Source organism: Ralstonia mannitolilytica (assembly GCF_905397375.1).
Taxonomy (GTDB): Bacteria; Pseudomonadota; Gammaproteobacteria; order Burkholderiales; family Burkholderiaceae; genus Ralstonia; species Ralstonia mannitolilytica.
Map to the genome: position 1 here is coordinate 185,201 of NZ_CAJPVG010000007.1, position 18,495 is coordinate 203,695.

General features: G+C 66.8%; 19 protein-coding genes and 1 riboswitch. Of the genes, 12 read left to right on the forward strand and 7 right to left on the reverse strand.

Translation table 11 applies throughout. The features are described 5' to 3' along the window. The first annotated feature begins 20 nt into the window (after positions 1 to 20). From thiC to KHN96_RS14970, 6 genes are all read left to right on the forward strand, one after another. Positions 21 to 1,916, forward strand: coding sequence for a phosphomethylpyrimidine synthase ThiC (gene thiC, locus KHN96_RS14945; protein ID WP_062737631.1), 1,896 nt, complete (start codon positions 21 to 23; stop codon positions 1,914 to 1,916). 13 nt (positions 1,917 to 1,929) lie between these two features. Next, entirely contained in the window at positions 1,930 to 3,075 is a 1,146-nt protein-coding gene (locus KHN96_RS14950; protein ID WP_062737630.1) for an FAD-dependent oxidoreductase, read from the forward strand. Further along, complete coding sequence (gene thiS / locus KHN96_RS14955) at positions 3,072 to 3,287, forward strand: sulfur carrier protein ThiS (RefSeq protein ID WP_045785383.1); 216 nt, start codon at positions 3,072 to 3,074, stop codon at positions 3,285 to 3,287. The genes KHN96_RS14950 and thiS overlap by 4 nt, the downstream gene beginning before the upstream one ends. 9 nt (positions 3,288 to 3,296) lie before the next feature. Then, the gene (locus KHN96_RS14960; protein ID WP_062737629.1) at positions 3,297 to 4,124 is read left to right on the forward strand and encodes a thiazole synthase; all 828 of its coding nucleotides are present in this window, start codon (positions 3,297 to 3,299) and stop codon (positions 4,122 to 4,124) included. After that, positions 4,121 to 5,275 carry a thiamine phosphate synthase gene (locus KHN96_RS14965; RefSeq protein WP_062737628.1) on the forward strand — a complete coding sequence of 385 codons (1,155 nt, stop codon included), beginning with the start codon at positions 4,121 to 4,123 and terminating at the stop codon, positions 5,273 to 5,275. The genes KHN96_RS14960 and KHN96_RS14965 overlap by 4 nt, the downstream gene beginning before the upstream one ends. Positions 5,276 to 5,400: 125 nt before the next feature. Beyond that, the gene (locus KHN96_RS14970; protein ID WP_062737627.1) at positions 5,401 to 5,877 is read left to right on the forward strand and encodes a VOC family protein; all 477 of its coding nucleotides are present in this window, start codon (positions 5,401 to 5,403) and stop codon (positions 5,875 to 5,877) included. Between the two features lie 64 nt (positions 5,878 to 5,941). Here KHN96_RS14970 and KHN96_RS14975 read toward each other — a convergent pair whose 3' ends face one another. The 5 genes from KHN96_RS14975 to KHN96_RS14995 all read right to left on the reverse strand — a co-directional run bounded on the left by KHN96_RS14975 (position 5,942) and on the right by KHN96_RS14995 (position 10,962). Continuing rightward, a complete protein-coding gene (locus tag KHN96_RS14975) occupies positions 5,942 to 6,304 on the reverse strand; it encodes a DUF4369 domain-containing protein (protein WP_062737699.1) in 363 nt (120 codons plus the stop codon). A 17-nt stretch (positions 6,305 to 6,321) separates the two neighbouring features. Next, positions 6,322 to 7,233 (reverse strand): bifunctional hydroxymethylpyrimidine kinase/phosphomethylpyrimidine kinase, encoded by a 912-nt coding sequence (gene thiD, locus KHN96_RS14980; RefSeq protein WP_062737626.1) that lies wholly within the window; start codon positions 7,231 to 7,233, stop codon positions 6,322 to 6,324. Between the two features lie 59 nt (positions 7,234 to 7,292). Next, on the reverse strand, positions 7,293 to 7,979 hold the full coding sequence (locus KHN96_RS14985) for a hypothetical protein (RefSeq protein WP_062737625.1): 687 nt from the start codon (positions 7,977 to 7,979) through the stop codon (positions 7,293 to 7,295). 98 nt (positions 7,980 to 8,077) lie between these two features. Then, complete coding sequence (locus tag KHN96_RS14990) at positions 8,078 to 9,472, reverse strand: alkaline phosphatase (RefSeq protein ID WP_062737624.1); 1,395 nt, start codon at positions 9,470 to 9,472, stop codon at positions 8,078 to 8,080. Between the two features lie 17 nt (positions 9,473 to 9,489). Further along, complete coding sequence (locus tag KHN96_RS14995) at positions 9,490 to 10,962, reverse strand: alkaline phosphatase (protein WP_045785392.1); 1,473 nt, start codon at positions 10,960 to 10,962, stop codon at positions 9,490 to 9,492. A 177-nt stretch (positions 10,963 to 11,139) separates the two neighbouring features. Between KHN96_RS14995 and KHN96_RS15000 the strand changes: the two genes are divergently transcribed. From KHN96_RS15000 to KHN96_RS15020, 5 genes are all read left to right on the forward strand, one after another. Further along, positions 11,140 to 11,889, forward strand: coding sequence for an AAA family ATPase (locus tag KHN96_RS15000; RefSeq protein ID WP_062737623.1), 750 nt, complete (start codon positions 11,140 to 11,142; stop codon positions 11,887 to 11,889). A gap of 42 nt (positions 11,890 to 11,931) precedes the next feature. Then, positions 11,932 to 12,007: riboswitch (S-adenosyl-L-homocysteine riboswitch) on the forward strand. A 108-nt stretch (positions 12,008 to 12,115) separates the two neighbouring features. Next, positions 12,116 to 13,540, forward strand: coding sequence for an adenosylhomocysteinase (gene ahcY, locus KHN96_RS15005; RefSeq protein WP_062737622.1), 1,425 nt, complete (start codon positions 12,116 to 12,118; stop codon positions 13,538 to 13,540). Between the two features lie 54 nt (positions 13,541 to 13,594). Continuing rightward, positions 13,595 to 13,939: a phage holin family protein gene (locus KHN96_RS15010; RefSeq protein WP_045785395.1), complete on the forward strand. Its 345-nt coding sequence runs from the start codon at positions 13,595 to 13,597 to the stop codon at positions 13,937 to 13,939. Between the two features lie 7 nt (positions 13,940 to 13,946). Further along, positions 13,947 to 14,777, forward strand: a complete 831-nt coding sequence (gene metF, locus KHN96_RS15015; RefSeq protein WP_062737621.1) for a methylenetetrahydrofolate reductase [NAD(P)H] — start codon at positions 13,947 to 13,949, stop codon at positions 14,775 to 14,777. After that, a complete protein-coding gene (locus KHN96_RS15020) occupies positions 14,778 to 15,212 on the forward strand; it encodes a TfoX/Sxy family protein (protein WP_045785397.1) in 435 nt (144 codons plus the stop codon). Between the two features lie 4 nt (positions 15,213 to 15,216). On the opposite strand, the gene KHN96_RS15025 is transcribed toward KHN96_RS15020, so the two are convergent. Beyond that, positions 15,217 to 15,828, reverse strand: a complete 612-nt coding sequence (locus KHN96_RS15025) for a pyridoxamine 5'-phosphate oxidase family protein (RefSeq protein ID WP_045785398.1) — start codon at positions 15,826 to 15,828, stop codon at positions 15,217 to 15,219. Between the two features lie 26 nt (positions 15,829 to 15,854). After that, positions 15,855 to 16,460: a 5-formyltetrahydrofolate cyclo-ligase gene (locus KHN96_RS15030; RefSeq protein ID WP_062737620.1), complete on the reverse strand. Its 606-nt coding sequence runs from the start codon at positions 16,458 to 16,460 to the stop codon at positions 15,855 to 15,857. 42 nt (positions 16,461 to 16,502) lie between these two features. Here KHN96_RS15030 and KHN96_RS15035 point away from each other — a divergent pair, with 42 nt between their 5' ends. Then, positions 16,503 to 18,464 carry a lytic transglycosylase domain-containing protein gene (locus tag KHN96_RS15035; protein WP_045785400.1) on the forward strand — a complete coding sequence of 654 codons (1,962 nt, stop codon included), beginning with the start codon at positions 16,503 to 16,505 and terminating at the stop codon, positions 18,462 to 18,464. The last annotated feature ends 31 nt before the right edge of the window (positions 18,465 to 18,495 follow it).

The following is an 18,495-nucleotide window of genomic DNA, read 5'->3' on the forward strand; positions in this document are numbered from 1 at the left end:
CAGCATCCAAGGACGAGACCATGCCCCAAGCCAAAACCGCCCCCGCCGCCTCATTCGACTCGCTGCAGACCGAGCTCGACCAGAAGTTCGCGTACCCCGCTTCCAGCAAGACCTACATCATCGGCAGCCGCCCGGACATTCGCGTGCCGATGCGCACGATCAAGCAGAGCGCCACGCGCACCGACCAGGGCGAGATGCTGAACCCGCCGATTCCCGTGTACGACACCTCGGGCCCGTACTCCGACCCCGACGTGCACATCGACCTGAAGGCGGGTCTTGCCCCGGTGCGCGCCAAGTGGATCGACGAGCGCGGCGATACGGAAATCCTCCCGGGCCTGTCGTCGGAATACGGCCAGACACGCGCCAACGACCCGGCCACCGCGCACCTGCGCTTCTCGCACATCTCCAAGCCGCGCCGTGCCAAGGCTGGTGCCAACGTCACGCAGATGCACTACGCACGCCGCGGCATCATCACGCCCGAGATGGAGTACGTCGCGCTGCGCGAGTCGCTGAACCTGCAGGCGCTGATGGACAAGCCCGAATACCGCAAGCTGCTCAAGCAGCATCCGGGCTTCGCGTACGGCGCAAACCTGCCGCAGCGCCCGGAAGACATCACGCCGGAATTCGTGCGGGCGGAAGTGGCCGCTGGCCGCGCAATCATCCCCGCCAACATCAATCACACCGAGCTGGAGCCGATGGCCATCGGCCGCAACTTCCGCGTGAAGATCAACGGCAACCTCGGCAACTCGGCGGTGACGTCGTCGCTGGCCGAGGAGGTGGAAAAGATGGTGTGGGCGATCCGCTGGGGGGCCGACACGATCATGGACCTGTCCACCGGCAAGCACATTCACGAAACGCGTGAATGGATCCTGCGCAACTCGCCGGTGCCCATCGGCACGGTTCCGATCTACCAGGCGCTGGACAAGACCGGTGGCGTGGCGGAAGACCTGACGTGGGAGATGTTCCGCGACACGCTGATCGAACAGGCCGAGCAGGGCGTGGACTACTTCACCATCCACGCCGGCGTGCTGCTGCGCTACGTGCCGCTCACGGCCGACCGCGTGACGGGCATCGTGTCGCGCGGTGGCTCGATCATGGCCAAGTGGTGCCTGGCGCATCACAAGGAGAACTTCCTGTACACGCACTTCGACGAGATCTGCGAAATCATGAAGGCGTACGACGTGTCGTTCAGCCTGGGCGATGGCTTGCGCCCGGGTTGCATTGCCGACTCGAACGACGCCGCGCAGTTCGGCGAGCTGCACACGCTGGGCGAACTGACCAAGAAGGCGTGGGAGCACGACGTGCAGGTGATGATCGAAGGCCCGGGGCACGTGCCGCTGCAGCGCGTGCAGGCCAACATGGACGAAGAGCTGAAGCACTGCTTCGAAGCCCCGTTCTACACGCTTGGGCCCCTGGTGACCGACATCGCCCCGGGCTACGACCACATCACCAGCGGCATCGGCGCAGCCAACATCGGCTGGTACGGCACCGCCATGCTGTGCTACGTCACGCCCAAGGAACACCTGGGCCTGCCCGACAAGGAAGACGTGCGCGAAGGCATCATCACGTACAAGATCGCCGCGCATGCGGCCGACCTTGCCAAGGGCTGGCCGGGCGCGCAGCTGCGTGACAACGCGCTGTCGAAGGCGCGCTTCGAGTTCCGCTGGGAAGACCAGTTCAACCTGGGCCTCGATCCGGAGAAGGCGCGCGCCTTCCACGATGAAACGCTGCCGGCCGAGGGCGCCAAGATCGCGCACTTCTGTTCGATGTGCGGTCCGAAGTTCTGCTCGATGAAGATCACGCAGGAAGTGCGCGACTACGCGGCCACGCTCGACACCAACGCTACTGCTGCCGTGAGCGGCATGGAAGAAAAGTCGATCGAGTTCCGCAAGAGCGGCAGCAAGATCTACAGCTAAGCCAAGCGGCGCAATGTCAACCTCGACTTCATTTGACGTAACGATCCTCGGCGGCGGCCTCGCTGGCCGCCTGTGTGCGTGGCAACTCGCGCAAACGGGGGTGCCGCCTGCGCGCATTGCCGTGGTGGAGCGCGGCCCGCGCGACGGCAGCGGTGCCGCGGCGTATGTGGCCGCGGCCATGCTGGCGCCGCTGGCTGAAGCCGCCGTGGCCGATCGTTTCGTCGTGGATTTGGGGTTGGCCAGCCTCGCGCTGTGGCGCACCTGGTTGCCCAAGCTGCGCACGCCGGTCTTCTTCCAGGAGGCCGGCACGCTCGTCGTGTGGCATGCGGCGGATCGTGGAGAGGCATCGCTGTTTGCCAGCCACGTCCGCAATGCCGCGCCGCCCGAGCGTGTGGCCGCCGATCTGCGCGCCGTGGATGCAGCGGGCATTGCGCAGCTGGAGCCGCTGCTCGCGCAACGCTTCACGCAGGGCCTGTATCTGGCGGGCGAAGGCCAGCTTGACCCGCGCGGCGTGCTGGATGCGCTGGCGACCGAGCTGGAAGCGCTGGGCGTGCAATTGCGCTGGAACACGGAGGTTGTCGATCCGAGCCCCGACGCGCTCGCCGCTGCCGGCCTGGGCGCGCGCCTCGTGCTCGATTGCCGTGGCCTCGGTGCCAAGCCGCAGTGGCCGCGCCTGCGTGGCCTGCGCGGCGAAGTGGCGCGCATCCATGCGCCGGACGTGTCGCTCACGCGGCCGGTGCGCATGCTGCATCCGCGCTACCCGCTGTACATCGCGCCCAAGCCGGGCAACGTGTACGTGATCGGCGCGACTGAGCTGGAATCCGACGACATGTCGCCGGCAAGCGTGCGCTCCACGCTGGAATTGCTGTCTGCGGCCTACGCCGTGCACCCCGCGTTTGGCGAGGCCCGCGTGCTGGAGCTGAATACGCAGTGCCGGCCGACGCTGCCCGACCACCGTCCGGCCATCCGCTGGGACGGCGCCGGCACGCTGTCGGTCAACGGCCTGTACCGGCACGGTTACATGATTGCGCCCGCCGTCACCCAAGCCGCTGTGGCGACGGCACGCGCGTTGCTGGATGGCCGCACCATCGATGCGCACGACTGCGAATGGCCCGGGCTGTTCGCTGAGGCCGCATCCCCCGAACCTGTTTTGTCATGACGCTGAACGTCACCCTCAACGACCTGTCGCTCGCGCTGCCTGCGGGCAGCACGCTGGCCGACGCCATTGGTGCGGCCGCGCCGCAACTGCAGATCGCGCCGCCGTTTGCCGCATCCGTGAATGGCGATTTCGTGCCCAAGGCGCGCCATGCGCAGCACGCGCTCAAGACAGGCGACCGCATTGCACTCGTGCAGCCCGTCGTGGGCGGCTAGGAGTCTTCGATGACCACTACGAATCTGTCCGCCGTGGCTGACCCGCTGCGCCTCTACGACGAAACCTTCGCCTCGCGCCTGCTGCTCGGCACGGCGCGCTACCCATCGCCGCAATCGCTGGAAGACGCGGTGCGCGTGTCCAACCCGGCCATGCTGACGGTGGCGCTGCGCCGCCAGAGCGCGGGCTCGCCCGAAGGCGGCGCGGGCTTCTGGAAGATGCTGCGCGAACTCGGCGTGCCCGTGCTGCCGAACACCGCCGGCTGCTATTCCTCCGACGAGGCCTACACGCTCGCGCAGATGTCGCGTGAGGTGTTCGAGACCGACTGGATCAAGCTCGAAGTCATCGGCGACGACTACACGCTGCAGCCCGACACGCTCGCGCTGCCGGCTGCGGCCGAACGCCTCATCCGCGACGGCTTCAAGGTGCTGCCGTATTGCACCGAAGACCTCGTGCTGTGCCGCCGCCTGCTCGACGTCGGCTGCCAGGCGCTGATGCCGTGGGCCGCACCCATCGGCACCGGCCGCGGGCCCACCAACCCGTACGGCCTGCGCCTGCTGCGCGAGCGCCTGCCCAACGTACCGCTGATCGTCGATGCGGGCCTGGGTGTGCCGTCGCACGCGACGCAGGTGATGGAATGGGGCTACGACGCCGTGCTGCTCAACACCGCCGTCGCCCAAGCCGGCGATCCGGTGGCGATGGCGCAGGCGTTTGCGATGGCCACGCAGGCCGGTCGCCTTGCGCGGCTGTCGGGCCCGATGCCTGAGCGTGATGTCGCGCAGGCCAGCACGCCGGTTGTAGGTTTGCCGTTCTGGCATGCGGAAGAGAAGCAGGCATGAGTGCATCCGCCTTGCGTTTTTCCGCCGCGTGGCCGGAAGCTGCAGCCCTTGCTGCGCAGATCGTCGATCGCCATGTGGAAGCCTTCGGCCGAGCGCCGCACGCCTGGAGCGTGACCGACCGCGCTGATGAAGCCACCAGCCCCGCCACGGTCCTGCTGACGACCGATACGGCGCAAGCCGAACGCGCTCGCTCTGCTGGCGCCGCTGTTGTGTTGACTGCAGTGGAAGGCGATCAACGCATCGACACCGTGTACGACCGCCTCGGTATGTATCGCTTCACGTCTGCGGCGCAAGGCGATGCATTCGATGCGCGCTTCGTCGCCATCTTCGGTGCGGCACTCGCGCTGGCATTCGAACCGCGCGATGCGCTGTGCGTGGCGCGCGCGTGGATTGCCGAAGGCAATGCCGATGCCCTCGCGTGGCCCACGCAATTCGATGCCCTGCCCCGCGTGATCGAACCGGCGTTGCCGTGCCCGACCGCAGCGGACCTTGCCTTTGCGCCGTGCCCGACGCAGCTCGGCATCTACGCCGTCGTGCCCGATGCGGACTGGGTGGCGCGCCTCGTCGCGCTCAAGGTGCCGACGGTGCAGTTGCGCTTCAAGTCGGACGACGCGCAGGCCGTGGTCGACCAGGTGCGCCGCGCAGAAGCCGCCGCACGCGGCAGCGCCACGCGCCTGTTCATCAATGACCACTGGCAAGTCGCGCTCGACGTGCATGCGCAGATGCCTGGCCGCGGCATCTACGGCATTCACCTCGGCCAGGAAGACATCGACGATGCCGACCTGGTGGCGATCCGCTCGGCCGGTTTGCGCCTTGGCATCAGCACACACGGCTTTGCCGAAATGCTGCGCGTCGCACCGTTGAACCCGAGCTACCTTGCACTGGGCGCCGTGTTCGCCACGCCCACCAAGACCATGCCGACCGTGCCGCAGGGCCTCGGCCGCCTGTTCGCCTATGCGGCCGCCATGCGCACGCGCGTGCCGGCGCCGCCGCTGGTCGCCATCGGTGGCATCGATCTGGCAGCGATGCCGCGCGTGCTGGAATCCGGCGTGGGCTCCGTGGCGGTGGTGCGCGCCATCACCCAGGCGGCCGATGTGCCGGCTGCGGTAGACGCACTGCAAGCGACGTTCGCGGCGCACGTGCGCGCGTAAGCATCGTCCGCCGCACGTCTGCGCGCTTGCGCCGCGCACCCGCGTTTTCGCTGACCTATCCTGTTCGTGCGCCGCTGCGGTTGATGCCGCAGCGGCTTTCCAACACACGCTGCAGGAGACAAGACATGGCGGTCCAGCCCATCCCCGAGGGTTACCACAGCGTCACCCCGTACCTGAGCATCAAAGGCGCCGCGCGCGCCATCGACTTCTACAAGCAGGCCTTCGGCGCCACCGAGATCATGCGCATGAACGGCCCCAACGGCACCATCGCGCACGCAGAAATCCGCATCGGCAATTCGCCCATCATGCTGTCAGACGAAGCGCCGGACACGATCTGCGCCAGCCCCGACACGCTGCAGAGCACGTCCGTCGGGCTGATGATCTACGTACCCAACGTCGACACCGTGTTTGCCAACGCGCTGAAGGCCGGCGGCACGGAAGTCCGCCCCGTGGTGGACCAGTTCTACGGCGACCGCTCCGGCACGCTCAAAGACCCGTTCGGCCACGTGTGGACCGTGTCCACGCATGTCGAAGACGTGGCGCCCGACGAGATGGCCAGGCGCATGGAGAAATGGACGAAGGAGCAGGCGGCATCGGCCTGACATCGGCGGTGCAAAGAGGAAAGCGTGGACGAGAGCCGCGCTTCTTTTTGCCTGTGTTGATCGCTCAACGCGCCTGACACGTCACCAGCACATTGTTCACATCGCCATTGACCGTGCCGCTGCCATTCGTCACCACGCAGTTGGCCGATGCGGGCTGCGTGCTGATCGTCACCAGATAGCTGCTGTTGTACGGGAGCAGCCCGCCAAACACGAAGGTGCCGTTGCTGGCGATCGTCAGCGAATCGCGGCCGTTGTTGAGCAGCACGACCGACTGGCCGACTGGCAGCCCGCTCACCGTGCCGCCCACCGAGAAGTCACTGCCGATGGACCCGACGCCGACATAGCCGACGTTGCAGGCGGCCAGCAGCCCGCACAGCGCGGCAGCGGCAAGCAGCGGGCGAATGCGCGAGGGGAGCAAGCGTTCCATGTCGGCGGTCCTGGGCATCAGTCTTCGTCGACATCCACGGCCAGCGCACGCGGTGCCGCCAGCGGACGCGGTGCAAAGCCGTGGTTCAGCGGGCCGGCGCCTTTCCCGAGCGCCAGATGGCGGCCGGCACCGATGGCATGCAGCAGGTAATCGAGCGAGCCTTCGATGGCCACTTCCAGCGCATCGCCGCGCGCCAGGTGGGCGGCAATGGCGGCGGACAGCGTGCAGCCCGTGCCGTGCGTGTGCGGCGTGTCGATGTAGGTATGCGCGTAGACGCGCTCGGTGCCGTCGGCGGTGACGAGCACGTCTTGCAGCACGCCGTCTTCGCCCGCATTGGACGCGGCGCTCAGGTGCCCGCCCTTGAGCAGCACGGCGCGCGGCCCAAGCGCCAGCAGGTCGTGCGCGGCGGGCAGCATGTCGTCGGCAGTGCGCACCTCGCGGCCGAGCAGCGCGCTGGCTTCCGGCAGGTTTGGCGTGACGACCAACGCGCGCGGGAAGAGCCACTTCGCCATCGCCTGCACCGTGGCGTCGCTGCCGAGCTGCGCGCCGCTGGTGCTGACCATGACCGGATCGACGACGAGGTTGGCGATCGGGTGGCGGTCCAGCGCGGAGAGAATGGCTTCCACCACCTGCGGCGTGCCGAGCATGCCGGTCTTGGCCGCATCGACGCCAATGTCGCTTGCCACGGCGTCGATCTGCGCGGCGACGATGTCCGGGGTGAGCGATTCCACCGCCGTCACGCCCAGCGTGTTCTGCGCGGTGATGGCCGTGATGGCCGACATGCCGTAGCAGCCGAGCGCGGCAAACGTCTTCAGGTCAGCCTGGATGCCCGCACCGCCGCCGCTGTCCGAACCGGCGATGGTGAGCACGCGCGGCACGTGCGAGGCAGGGGCGGCAAACGCAGCGAGGGTCGGGTCGGTGATCGTCATGGCAGGCGCGAACGTTGGCGGTGTTCGCACTATAGCGCTATCACGCCCCGACCGATGGGTCAGTCCATCAGGTCCGTGTAGTCGGCGGCGGCGTACCGCTGGGCGCGCTCCCACGGCGGGGCGGCGGGCGCCGGTAACGGCGTCACGCGCGTGAGCTTGCGTTGCGTGCCCGTGGCATTGCGCGATTCCACGCGACGCGGGTACTGGCCGGCCACGTCCCAATCGACCGTGACGGTGCGCTCGCCCTGCGTGGCGCGGTAGGTCTGCACGCCGTTGCGCGCGGGGCCTTCGGCACGCATGCCCTTGAGCGCGGCCGGGTCCAGCAGGTGATAGGCCGTGGCCCAGGAGCCGTCGAAGCCGATGTTCGAATACTCCGATGGTTCCACGGCGTAGTTCTTCTGCTGGGCTTCGCTCACCACGCGCACGGTCAGCGCGCCCTTGGCGTCGCGCTCGATCCAGCGCGCAGCGGTGTCGGTGTCGGCGTGCTTGTGGCCGGCGTGGGCGTTGGCGTGGTCATGCTCGGCGTGGGCGGATGCGGGCGGCAGCTCGCGGGCGATCCAGACGCGATTGCCCTGGCGATAGACGCGCTCGGCAAAGCGGACGTCGCGCTGGATGCCGTCGGTGCCGAGTGACGACATCTGATGTTCGACGCGCAGGGCGGTCAGCGTGGCCGGGCCGGCGGCGTGCGCCGTGCCAGCAAGCGCGGCAAGCGCGAGCGAAAGGAGGAGGCGGGCGGATCGGGTCATGCGATTCGGGGACGGGAAAACGGGAAAGAGAGCGGAAACGGAAACGAAAAAAGCGCATGCCGATTGCCTCGGCATGCGCGTCAATGGAAACGCCGGAATCAGAGGCCCATGGCCGTCTTGACCACGCCGAACACTTTCGTGTTGTCCAGCGTGCCCTTCAGCGGTGCGCTGCCCGGACCAGAGGAGAACAGCATCACATCCCCGCCGCCGTGCGTTTCCGAGCCGGGCGTGCCGAGCTGCACGCCCACTTCCTGCAGGTAGTCGTCCGCCGTGGTGTCGATGGCGGCGACGTTGTCGCGCGTGGCCTTGCGCGGCGTGCCGCCGTTGCCGAACACGAGCGTGGTGTAGGGCAGGCCGTCGGCGGCCAGTTGCGGCTGGCCGGTCTTGATGTCGTTCGAGACGCCCAGGATCGGGTTGCCCTTGCGCGGGTAGCCGTTGATCGTCATCGTGTGGTCGTGGTCGGCGGTCACGACGATCAGCGTGTTCTGCAGATCGGCAATCGACAGCGCGCGCTTGATCGCTTCGTCAAATGCGCCGGCGTCTTCCAGCGCGCGCTTGGCGTTGGTGCCGTGCAGCGCGTGGTCGATGCGGCCGCCTTCCACCATCAGGAAGTAGCCCTTGCCGTTCTTCTGCAGCACACGGATGGCCTTCTCGGTCATGTCGGCCAGGCTCGGCTCGTCGATGGCCTTCTTCACGCGGTCCAGCTCGTAGTTCATGTGGTCCATGTTGAACAGGCCGAGCAGCTTGTTGGTGCTGGCCGGGTCAACGGCGGCGAGCTGCGTGCCGGTGGACACGTAGCTGTAGCCCGCGGTCTGGAACTGCGCGATCAGGTCGGTCGTGTCGGTGCGCTTGCTGCCGGCGGTCGTCTGTGGCACGTAGTGGCGGCGGCCGCCGCCCAGCAGCACGTCCACGCCATCCTTGAGCGCGGTGTTGTACAGCGCGTTGCCCGGCGTGCCTTGCGCGGCGATCTGGTTCTCGCCGTCGCGGTGGCAGATGTGCGAGTACGTGGCCGCTGGCGTGGCGTGCGTCAGGCGGGTGGTGGTGACGGCGCCCACGGACTTGCCCGCCGCCTTGGCGAGCTCCAGCAGCGTCACGGCCGGCGTGCCGTTGCCTGCGGGGCAGGTCGAGTCGGCGCCGCGCACGTAGCCCTTGCCGGTGGCATCGCTGGCCTTCGTGTCCTGCGACATGGAGATGACTTCGTTGTTCATCTTCACGCCGGTCATGTAGGCCGACATCGACGGTGCGCTGTCGGTGGTCTGCGCATCGTTGGAGTACGTCTTGATGCGCGCCGTGCGCTTGAGCGTTTCCATCGTCAGGCGGCCGGCCTCGCCCACCTTGTAGATGCGCGTGGCAGTGACGGTGGTCGGGCCCATGCCGTCGCCCAGGAAGAAGATCACGTTCTTGGCTTCGCCGGCGGCGTGCGCCTGGGCGCAGGCACCGGCTGCCAGCGCCAGCAGCGCGGCGCGCATGATACGGTTCGATTGCGTGTTCATGATGTGCCCTCTCCTGCTTACAGACCCACGGCCTGCTTGATGAGGCCGAAGACCTCGGTGTTGTCCATCACGCCCGTGAAGCGCTCGGCGCCCAGGCCGCGTGCGCCGATGAAGACATCGGTGCCGCCGTGCGTCTCGCCGCCCGGCGCCACCGGGATCACGGCTTCCTGGTGGTAGCTCTTGTCGTACACGGCGGCATCCGTCAGTGCGCCGCGCGTGGCTGGGCGGTTCTCGCCCGTGCCGAAGCCGATGATCGTGAACGGGTTGCCCGACGTGTCGGTCGCGTTGTTGCCGCTCACGTAGCTCTTGAGCAGACCCAGCACGCCGGGGTTGCTGTCGCTGGTCGGGCCCGTGCGCTTGGCGTAGCCGTTGAGCACCAGCGTGTGGTCGTGGTCAGCCGTCACGACGATCAGCGTGTTCTTCAGGCCCGGGTCGATCGTGTTGAGCTTGTCGATCGCACCGCGGATGGCGGAATCGAACGCCACCGTGTCCTGCAACGCCTTGCGTGCGGTGGTCTCGTGCAGCGCGTGGTCGATGCGGCCGCCTTCCACCATCAGGAAGAAGCCCTTCTTCTTGGCGGCGAGCACGTCGATGGCCTTGTTGGTCATCTCGCCCAGGCTCGGTTCCTTGCTCGGGTCACGATCCAGGTCGTACGACATGTGGCTGCTGGTGAACAGGCCCACGACCTTGCCGTCGGTGGCTTGCAGCGTGTCGAATTCGGCCTTGTTGCTGGCATAGCGGTAGCCGCCAGCCTTGAGTTCGGCGATCAGGTCGCGGCCGTCGGTGCGGGCGCCGCCTGCGGTGGTCGGCTGGAAATGCTTGCGGCCTCCGCCGAAGATGACGTCCACGCCGTCGCCCAGCGCAGTGTTGAAGCCCTTGCCGGCCGGCGTGAGCTGCGCGGCGATGGTGTTCTCGCCGTCGCGGTGGCAGATGTGCGAATACGTGGCGGCCGGCGTGGCGTGCGTGATGCGCGTGGTGGTGACCACGCCCGTGCCGTAGCCTGCCGCCTTCATCAGTTCGAGCAGCGTCGTGACGGGCTTGCCGTTGCCGCTGGGGCAGGTGCTGTCGGCGCCCGAGATGTAATCCTTGCCGCCCGCGTCATAGGCCATCGTGTCCGGCGACATCGAGATGACCTCGTTGTTCATCTTCACGCCGGTCATGTAGGCCGACATCGACGGCGCGGAATCGGTCACCTGCGCGTTGTTCGAATACGTGCGCACGAAGCCGGTTTCCGGCAGCGTGTCCATGGTCAGTTCGCCGTCTTCGCCCACCTTGTAGATGCGGGCGGCGGTCATGGTGGTCAGGCCCATGCCGTCGCCGAGGAAGAACACGACGTTCTTGGTCGGGCCGGCCGGCGTGGTTGGCGTGCCGGTGTCCGGCGAGGCGCTGCCGGTGGTGGACGTGCCGTCGCTGCCGCATGCCGCGAGCGCGGCGACGGCCAGTGCGGCTGCCGCGGCGGCGGCGTACTTCGTGAATTTCTGGTTGTGCATCGTTGGCTCCCTGAACGATGCCGCGCACTGTGGTGCCGCCGTGTGGCAGCGGCATGATGCGGGGGCGCCGCTCCTTAATTGGATCGCAAGGTTGGCGTGTGACAGCGTATTGACAGTGCTGCATGCGCCGCGCTAAGCGCGATACGATGCGGCGTCTGCCATTTGCCCGCCCACGCCATGCTCACCCGCCAGTTCGTCAGCCACGTGACGCTGCGGCGCGACACCGTCGCGTCGTTCGACACCTATCCCTTTAGCCTGCCTGCCGTGCGGTCGCTCGAATCGCTGGAGCTGCATCCGAAGGTGACGTTTCTCGTGGGAGAGAACGGCTCCGGCAAATCGACGCTCATGGAAGCGATTGCCGTGGCAATGGGCCTGAACGCCGAGGGCGGCTCGCGCAACTTCAACTTCAGCACGCATGCCTCGCACTCCGAGCTGCACGCGCATCTGCGCATCGCCCGCGGCTTTCGCAAGCCGCGTACCGAGTTCTTCCTGCGCGCCGAGAGCTTCTTCAACGTGGCGACCCACATCCAGCGCATGGACGAAGAACCCGGCCTCGGCGGTCGCGTGATCGACGCGTACGGCGGCCGGTCGCTGCACGCGCAATCGCATGGCGAGTCATTCCTGGCGCTGCTGATGAACCGCTTCGGCCCGAACGGCCTGTACCTGCTTGACGAACCCGAGGCGGCGCTGTCGCCGCAGCGGCAACTGGCGGTGCTCACCCGCCTGCATGATCTGGTGCAGGCAGAAAGCCAGTTCGTGATCGCCACGCACTCCCCGATCCTAATGGCCTATCCCGACGCGTGGATCTATCAATGTGACGGTGACGGCATCCGGCGCATCGCCTATGAAGAGACCGAGCACTTCCAGGTCACGCGTGACTTTTTGGCGAATCCGCAACGGATGCTCGACATGCTGCTGGAGCCTTGAGCTGCCGTGGTGGCCGCTACCCAAATCCGCTACAATCCAGCCCATTCCGAGGAGCGTTGCAACGGGTGGGCACTGCCCCAACCGCCAGGCTCGGAAGTTCAAACGGCGCTCGCAGTATCGTGGCTGACACGATGGCGAGAGCGCATCTATCCGGGGCCCCAGCATGGGCCCCGTCTCAGTGGTCATCTCCCCGCGTGCGGTCACCCATCTTTTCCGGAGTGATCCAATGAACGCTGTCACCGAACTGAAACACGATTACCTCGTCGCCGACATCAAGCTGGCCGACTGGGGCCGCAAGGAAATCGCCATTGCCGAGACCGAAATGCCCGGCCTGATGGCGATCCGCGAGGAATTTGCCGCCAGCCAGCCGCTCAAGGGCGCGCGCATCGCCGGCTCGCTGCACATGACGATCCAGACCGCCGTGCTGATCGAGACGCTCAAGGCACTCGGCGCCGACGTGCGCTGGGCCTCGTGCAACATCTTCTCGACGCAGGACCACGCGGCCGCCGCGATTGCCGCCTCGGGCACGCCGGTGTTCGCGTTCAAGGGCGAGTCGCTCAAGGAATACTGGGACTTCACGCACCGCATCTTTGAATGGCATGACGGCGGCACGCCGAACATGATCCTGGACGACGGCGGCGACGCGACGCTGCTGCTGCACCTGGGTGCCAAGGCCGAGAAGGATGCCTCCGTGATCGCCAAGCCGACCAGCGAAGAAGAGACCTTCCTGTTTGCCGCCATCAAGGAAAAGCTGTCCAAGGACCCGACCTTCTACAGCCGCAACCTCGACGCCATCAAGGGTGTGACCGAAGAAACCACCACGGGCGTGCACCGCCTGTACCAGATGGCCCAGCGCGGCGAGCTCCGCTTCCCGGCCATCAACGTGAACGATTCGGTCACCAAGAGCAAGTTCGACAACCTGTACGGCTGCCGGGAATCGCTGGTCGACGGCATCAAGCGCGCGACCGACGTGATGATCGCCGGCAAGATCGCCGTCGTGGCCGGCTACGGCGACGTGGGCAAGGGTTCGGCGCAGGCACTGCGCGCGCTGTCGGCGCAAGTGTGGGTGACCGAGATCGACCCGATCTGCGCACTGCAGGCCGCCATGGAAGGCTACCGCGTGGTGACCATGGACTACGCCGCCGAACACGGCGACATCTTCGTGACCTGCACAGGCAACTACCACGTCATCACGCACGACCACATGGCCCGGATGAAGGACCAGGCCATCGTCTGCAACATCGGCCACTTCGACAACGAGATCGACATCGCCTCGATCGAGAAGTACCAGTGGGAAGAGATCAAGCCGCAGGTCGATCACGTGATCTTCCCCGACGGCAAGAAGATCATCATCCTCGCCAAGGGCCGCCTGGTGAACCTGGGTTGCGCCACGGGCCACCCGTCGTACGTGATGAGCAGCTCGTTCGCCAACCAGACCATCGCGCAGATCGAGCTGTGGACGGAAGCGCAGAAGGGCTCGAACAAGTATCCGGTGGGCGTGTACACGCTGCCCAAGCACCTGGACGAGAAGGTCGCGCGCCTGCAACTGAAGAAGCTGAATGCGCAACTGACCGAGCTGACGGACGAACAGGCCGCGTACATCGGCGTGAAGAAGGAAGGCCCGTACAAGGCTGACCACTATCGTTACTAAGCCGTACCCGCCGGCGGCATTCCGGCCGCCGGCTCTCCAACCGAGGACTGCTCCATGAGACTGCTCGCTGTCTGGATCATCAACGCGCTGGCGTTGCTCCTTGTCGCCTATCTGCTCACCGGCATCCACGTGAACGGCTTCGGCTCCGCGCTGATTGCGGCGCTGGTGCTGGGTCTGGTCAATACGCTCATCCGCCCGATCCTCGTGATCCTCACGCTGCCCGTGACGCTGCTCACGCTGGGGCTCTTCATCTTCGTGATCAATGCGCTGCTGTTCCTGTTCGTCGGCAACCTGCTGGCGGGCTTCCAGGTGGCCAGTTTTGGCGCGGCGCTGCTGGGCTCCATCCTGTACAGCGTGATCTCGTGGCTGCTGTCCAGCCTGCTGCTTCGCGAGGCTTAGAGCCGTTATGCAAGATCGTCAATTCAGTTTTGAGTTCTTCCCGCCCAAGACGGCGGAAGGCGCCGAGAAGCTGCGCAACACGCGCGCGCAGCTCTCGCCGCTCAAGCCGCGCTTCATCTCCGTGACGTTCGGCGCGGGCGGTACCACGCAGCAGGGCACGCTCGACGCGGTGGTGGAAATCCAGCGCGAAGGCATCGAGGCCGCGCCGCACCTGTCGTGCGTGGGCTCGTCGCGCGAGAACATCCGCAGCATCCTGAACACGTACCGCGAACACGGCATCCGCCGCATCGTCGCGCTGCGCGGCGACATGCCCTCGGGCATGGGCGAGATCGGTGAATTCCGCTTCGCCAACGAATTGGTCGAGTTCATCCGCCAGGAAACCGGCGACGCGTTCCACATCGAGGTGGCGGCGTACCCGGAATACCACCCGCAGTCGCGCTCGCCCCGGCACGATCTGGACAACTTCGCCCGCAAGGTGAAGGCCGGTGCGAACTCCGCCATCACGCAGTACTTCTTCAACGCCGATGCGTACTTCCAGTTCGTGGAAGACGCCCGCAAGGTGGGCGTGGATGTGCCGATCGTGCCGGGCATCATGCCCATCACGAACTCGTCGCAACTGATGCGCTTTTCCGAGATGTGCGGCGCCGAGGTGCCGCGCTGGATCGCCAAGCGGCTGGAAAGCTTTGGCGACGACCGCGAATCCATCCGCGCGTTCGGCCTGGATGTCGTGACGGCGATGTGCGACCGGCTGCTGCAAGGCGGCGCGCCGGGCCTGCACTTCTACACGCTGAACACGGCGACGGCCACGCGGGCGATCTGGCAGCGCCTGGGGCTGTGAATGGCGGCCGCGCCGGATCCGCTGATCGCGTGGCTGCTGGATGAGCTCCAGCCGCTGGCCGCGCAGATCGGCGCGATCCGGGCGCGGCGCATGTTCAGTGGCGCCGCGCTGTATTACGACGACATCGTCTTTGCGCTGGTGATCCGCGGCACGTGCTACCTGCGCGTGGACGGCCTCACCCGCGAACGCTTTCTCGCAGAAAACTGCACGCCGTTCAGCTACGAGCGCGGCGGCCGCACCATCACCATGACAGGCTACCTGAGTGCGCCCGCCGAGGCGCTCGATGGCGGCCCGCCGCTGCGCGACTGGGCGCGGCTGGCGATCGAAGCTGCGTTGCGCGATGCAAACGCCAAGGCCGCCAAGCCGAAGCGCGCGCGCAACACGACAACGGCGGCCAGGAAGGTCGCCGCAAAGCGCACTCCCCGCAAGCGCTGAGCGCTCAATACAGCGTCGTCTTCAGCCGTTCGGGCAATTCACGGTCATAAGCGTCACCATCGAATGTGCCGCCGCTGATGTGCTGCAGGATCCGGCCGGCGGTGGGCAGCGCGGGCGCCGCCTCCTGCGCACGTTCCCACAGCTTCGAGCGCACCAGCGCCTTTGAGCAGTGGAAGTACACCGACCGCACCTTCACGAGAATCACGCTGCGCGGCAGCTTGTCGCGTACGGCAAATGATGCAAGCAGTGCCGGGTCGACCGAAATCGTGGCGGCGCCGTTCACGCGCAGGGTTTCGCCCACGCCGGGCACGATGAAGAGCACCGACACGCGCCCGTCTTCCACGATGTTGCGCAGGTTGTCGATGCGGTTGTTGCCGGGGCGGTCGGGAATCGCCAGCGTGCGGTCATCGACGATGCGCACGAAGCCTGGCGCGTCGCCCTTGGGCGAGGCGTCCGTGCCGCCAGCGCCCACCGACGACAGCACGATGAATGGGGAAGCTTCGACGAAGGCGCGGTAGTCCGCGTTCAGGTGGTCGATCTCCTTGAGCAGCGAACGCGGGTTCGGGGCGCCGTAGACGGCTTCGAGTTCGGCAACGGTGGTCAGCGTGTGCGGCATGCAGGTTCCTTCGATCGATTTTCGATTCAAAACACGCCGCGCTCGGTGACGATGCAGTCGAGCGCGATGTCGTGCGACTGCGGCGCGATGGATTCGAGCCGGTTCGCCTCGAATGCGATGCCGATGGTGCGCGGCCGGTGGCCGGCGGCGTGCAGCGCGGCCAGCGTGCGGTCATAGAAGCCGCCGCCGTAGCCGATGCGATAGCGCTGCGCATCGAAGCCCACGCAGGGGATCAGCAGTGCATCGGGTGTTTCGACCTCGCCCGAGCGGGGGATGGGGATGTTGTAGGCGCCCGGTGTCATTTCACATTCGGGCGTCCATCGCCGAAACTGCAAGGGCGAAAATTTGTCTGTCACCACGGGCAGCAGCGCATGGCGCGTGGCGTCGGCCCCCAGCCAATGGACCAGCACGGTCAACGCATCGAACTCGCCTTGCGTTGGCCAGTAGGCCGCCAGCCGTTTGACGGGCAGCGCCGCCAGCAGGTCTGCCAGGTGTCGCGCAAGCTCAGCGTCATGCGCAACACGATCGGGCAGCGATGCACGCGCGTCGAGCAGCATGGCGCGCAGGGCGCGGCGAGACTCGATCGGGGTGGTCGGATTGGCCGGATCGTGCGGGTCGCTCAGGGGCGGCATGGGATAATCGACGGACCTAACAGTGATGGGATGGGGTAGGAGATGGCATTGAAGGCCAAGGCAGTATATCGCGCGGTAGCGCTGGCTTTTGCGGGTCTGATGGGCATGAGCGTGATCGGGCCCGCGCCCCTCGCGGTGGCCGCCAAGCGGCAGGCGCCGCAAGGCATTCCGGCCAATCCGGACGACGCGTTTGTCGAGCTGCGCAACGCCGCGCGCCGCAACGACGTCACCCGCAGCTGGGAGCTGGCCGACAGCCTGTCGGACTACCCGATCCCGTCGTACGTGCAGTATTTCCGCATCAAGCCACAGCTCTTCGATGCCAGCGGCTACGCGCGCATCGATGCGCCGGAAGACGAAGTTCGCGCGTTCCTGCAGCGCTACCAGGGTGAAGCGATTGCCGACCGTCTGCGCAACGACTGGCTGCTGGTGCTCGGCAAGAAGCGCGACTGGGCGACCTTCGATGCCGAGTATCCGAAGTTCGTGCTCAAGGACGACGCCCAGGTCGAGTGCTACGCGCTGCTCTCGCGTGCGATGAAGGGCCAGAACGTGGCCGCCGACGCGCGCAACACGCTGCTCGATCCGAAGGGCTACGGCGAAGGCTGTGTCGACCTGATCGGCTATCTCGCGCAATCGAACCAGTTCAGCCGTGCAGACGTGGCCTTTGCGGCGCGGCTGTCGCTGGAGCAGAACCTCGTCACGCAGGCCGCGCGCATTGCGGCCGTGCTGCCCGGTACCGATGCGGGCGACCGCGTGGACAACGACACGCTCGCCAACGTGACGCGCATGGCGCGCACCGATCCGTCGCAGGCAACGGCCTACCTGCTTTCGCAGAGCGGCGGCCTCTCGCGCGAGGAGCAAGGCGCCGGCTGGGGCGTGATCGGCCAGTACGCTGCCAAGAAGCAGACGCCCGATGCGCTCGATGCCTACCGCCGCCAGATGAAGCTCGGCGGCGATGCGTGGCTGTCGGACGAATCGCAGGAGTGGCGCGTGCGCACCGCCCTGCGTGCCGGCGACTGGAAGATGGTGCGCCAGGCAATAGAAACCATGCGCCCCACCTTGCGCAGCCGCGATCCGGCGTGGACGTACTGGTATGGCCGCGCGCTCAAGGCCGATGGCCGCGGCGACGAGGCAGCCAAGCAGTTCCAGTCGATTGCCGGCCAGTTCAACTTCTACGGGCAGCTGGCGCTGGAAGAGCTGGGCCAGCGCATCACCGTGCCGCCGCGTACGACCGTGACTGACGCCGAGGTCGACGTGATGGGCCGCAACCATCCGGGCTTCGGCCGCGCCAAGCGCCTGTACGACATGAACCTGCGCTTCGAGGGCAACCGCGAGTGGAACTGGGAACTGCGCAACATGAGCGACCGCGAGCTGCTCGCCGCGGCGGAATACGGCCGCAAGCTCGGCCTGCTCGATCGCACTGTCAACTCGGCCGACAAGACCAAGGCCGAGCATGACTTCTCGCTGCGCTTCCCGACGCCGTACCTGAACGTGGTCCAGCGCAATGCCGATGCCGTGGGCCTGGACGTTGCCTGGACGTACGGCCTCATCCGGCAGGAGTCGCGTTTCATCATGGATGCGCGCTCGTCGGTGGGCGCGTCTGGCCTGATGCAGGTGATGCCGGAAACCGCCAAGCACATTGCCAAGAAGATCGGCCTGCCGGGCTTCCGCGTTTCGCAGATGAGCGATATCGATACCAACGTGCTGCTCGGGACGGCGTACCTGTCGATGATCCTGAACAACCTGGAGAATTCGATGACGCTGGCCACCGCTGGCTACAACGCGGGCCCGGGCCGCCCCAAGCGCTGGCGCTCGACGCTCACGCGTCCGGTGGAAGGCGCGATCTTCGCCGAGACGATTCCGTTCAACGAGACGCGCACGTATGTGAAGAACGTGCTGTCGAATGCGACGTACTACAGCGCGCTGCTCACCGGTCGCTCGCAATCGCTGAAGGATCGGCTGGGCAAGGTGGCGCCGGAAGCCGTCACCCCGGACGACCTGCCCTGAGTCGCTTTCCCGCTCGGAAACAACGCCCGCT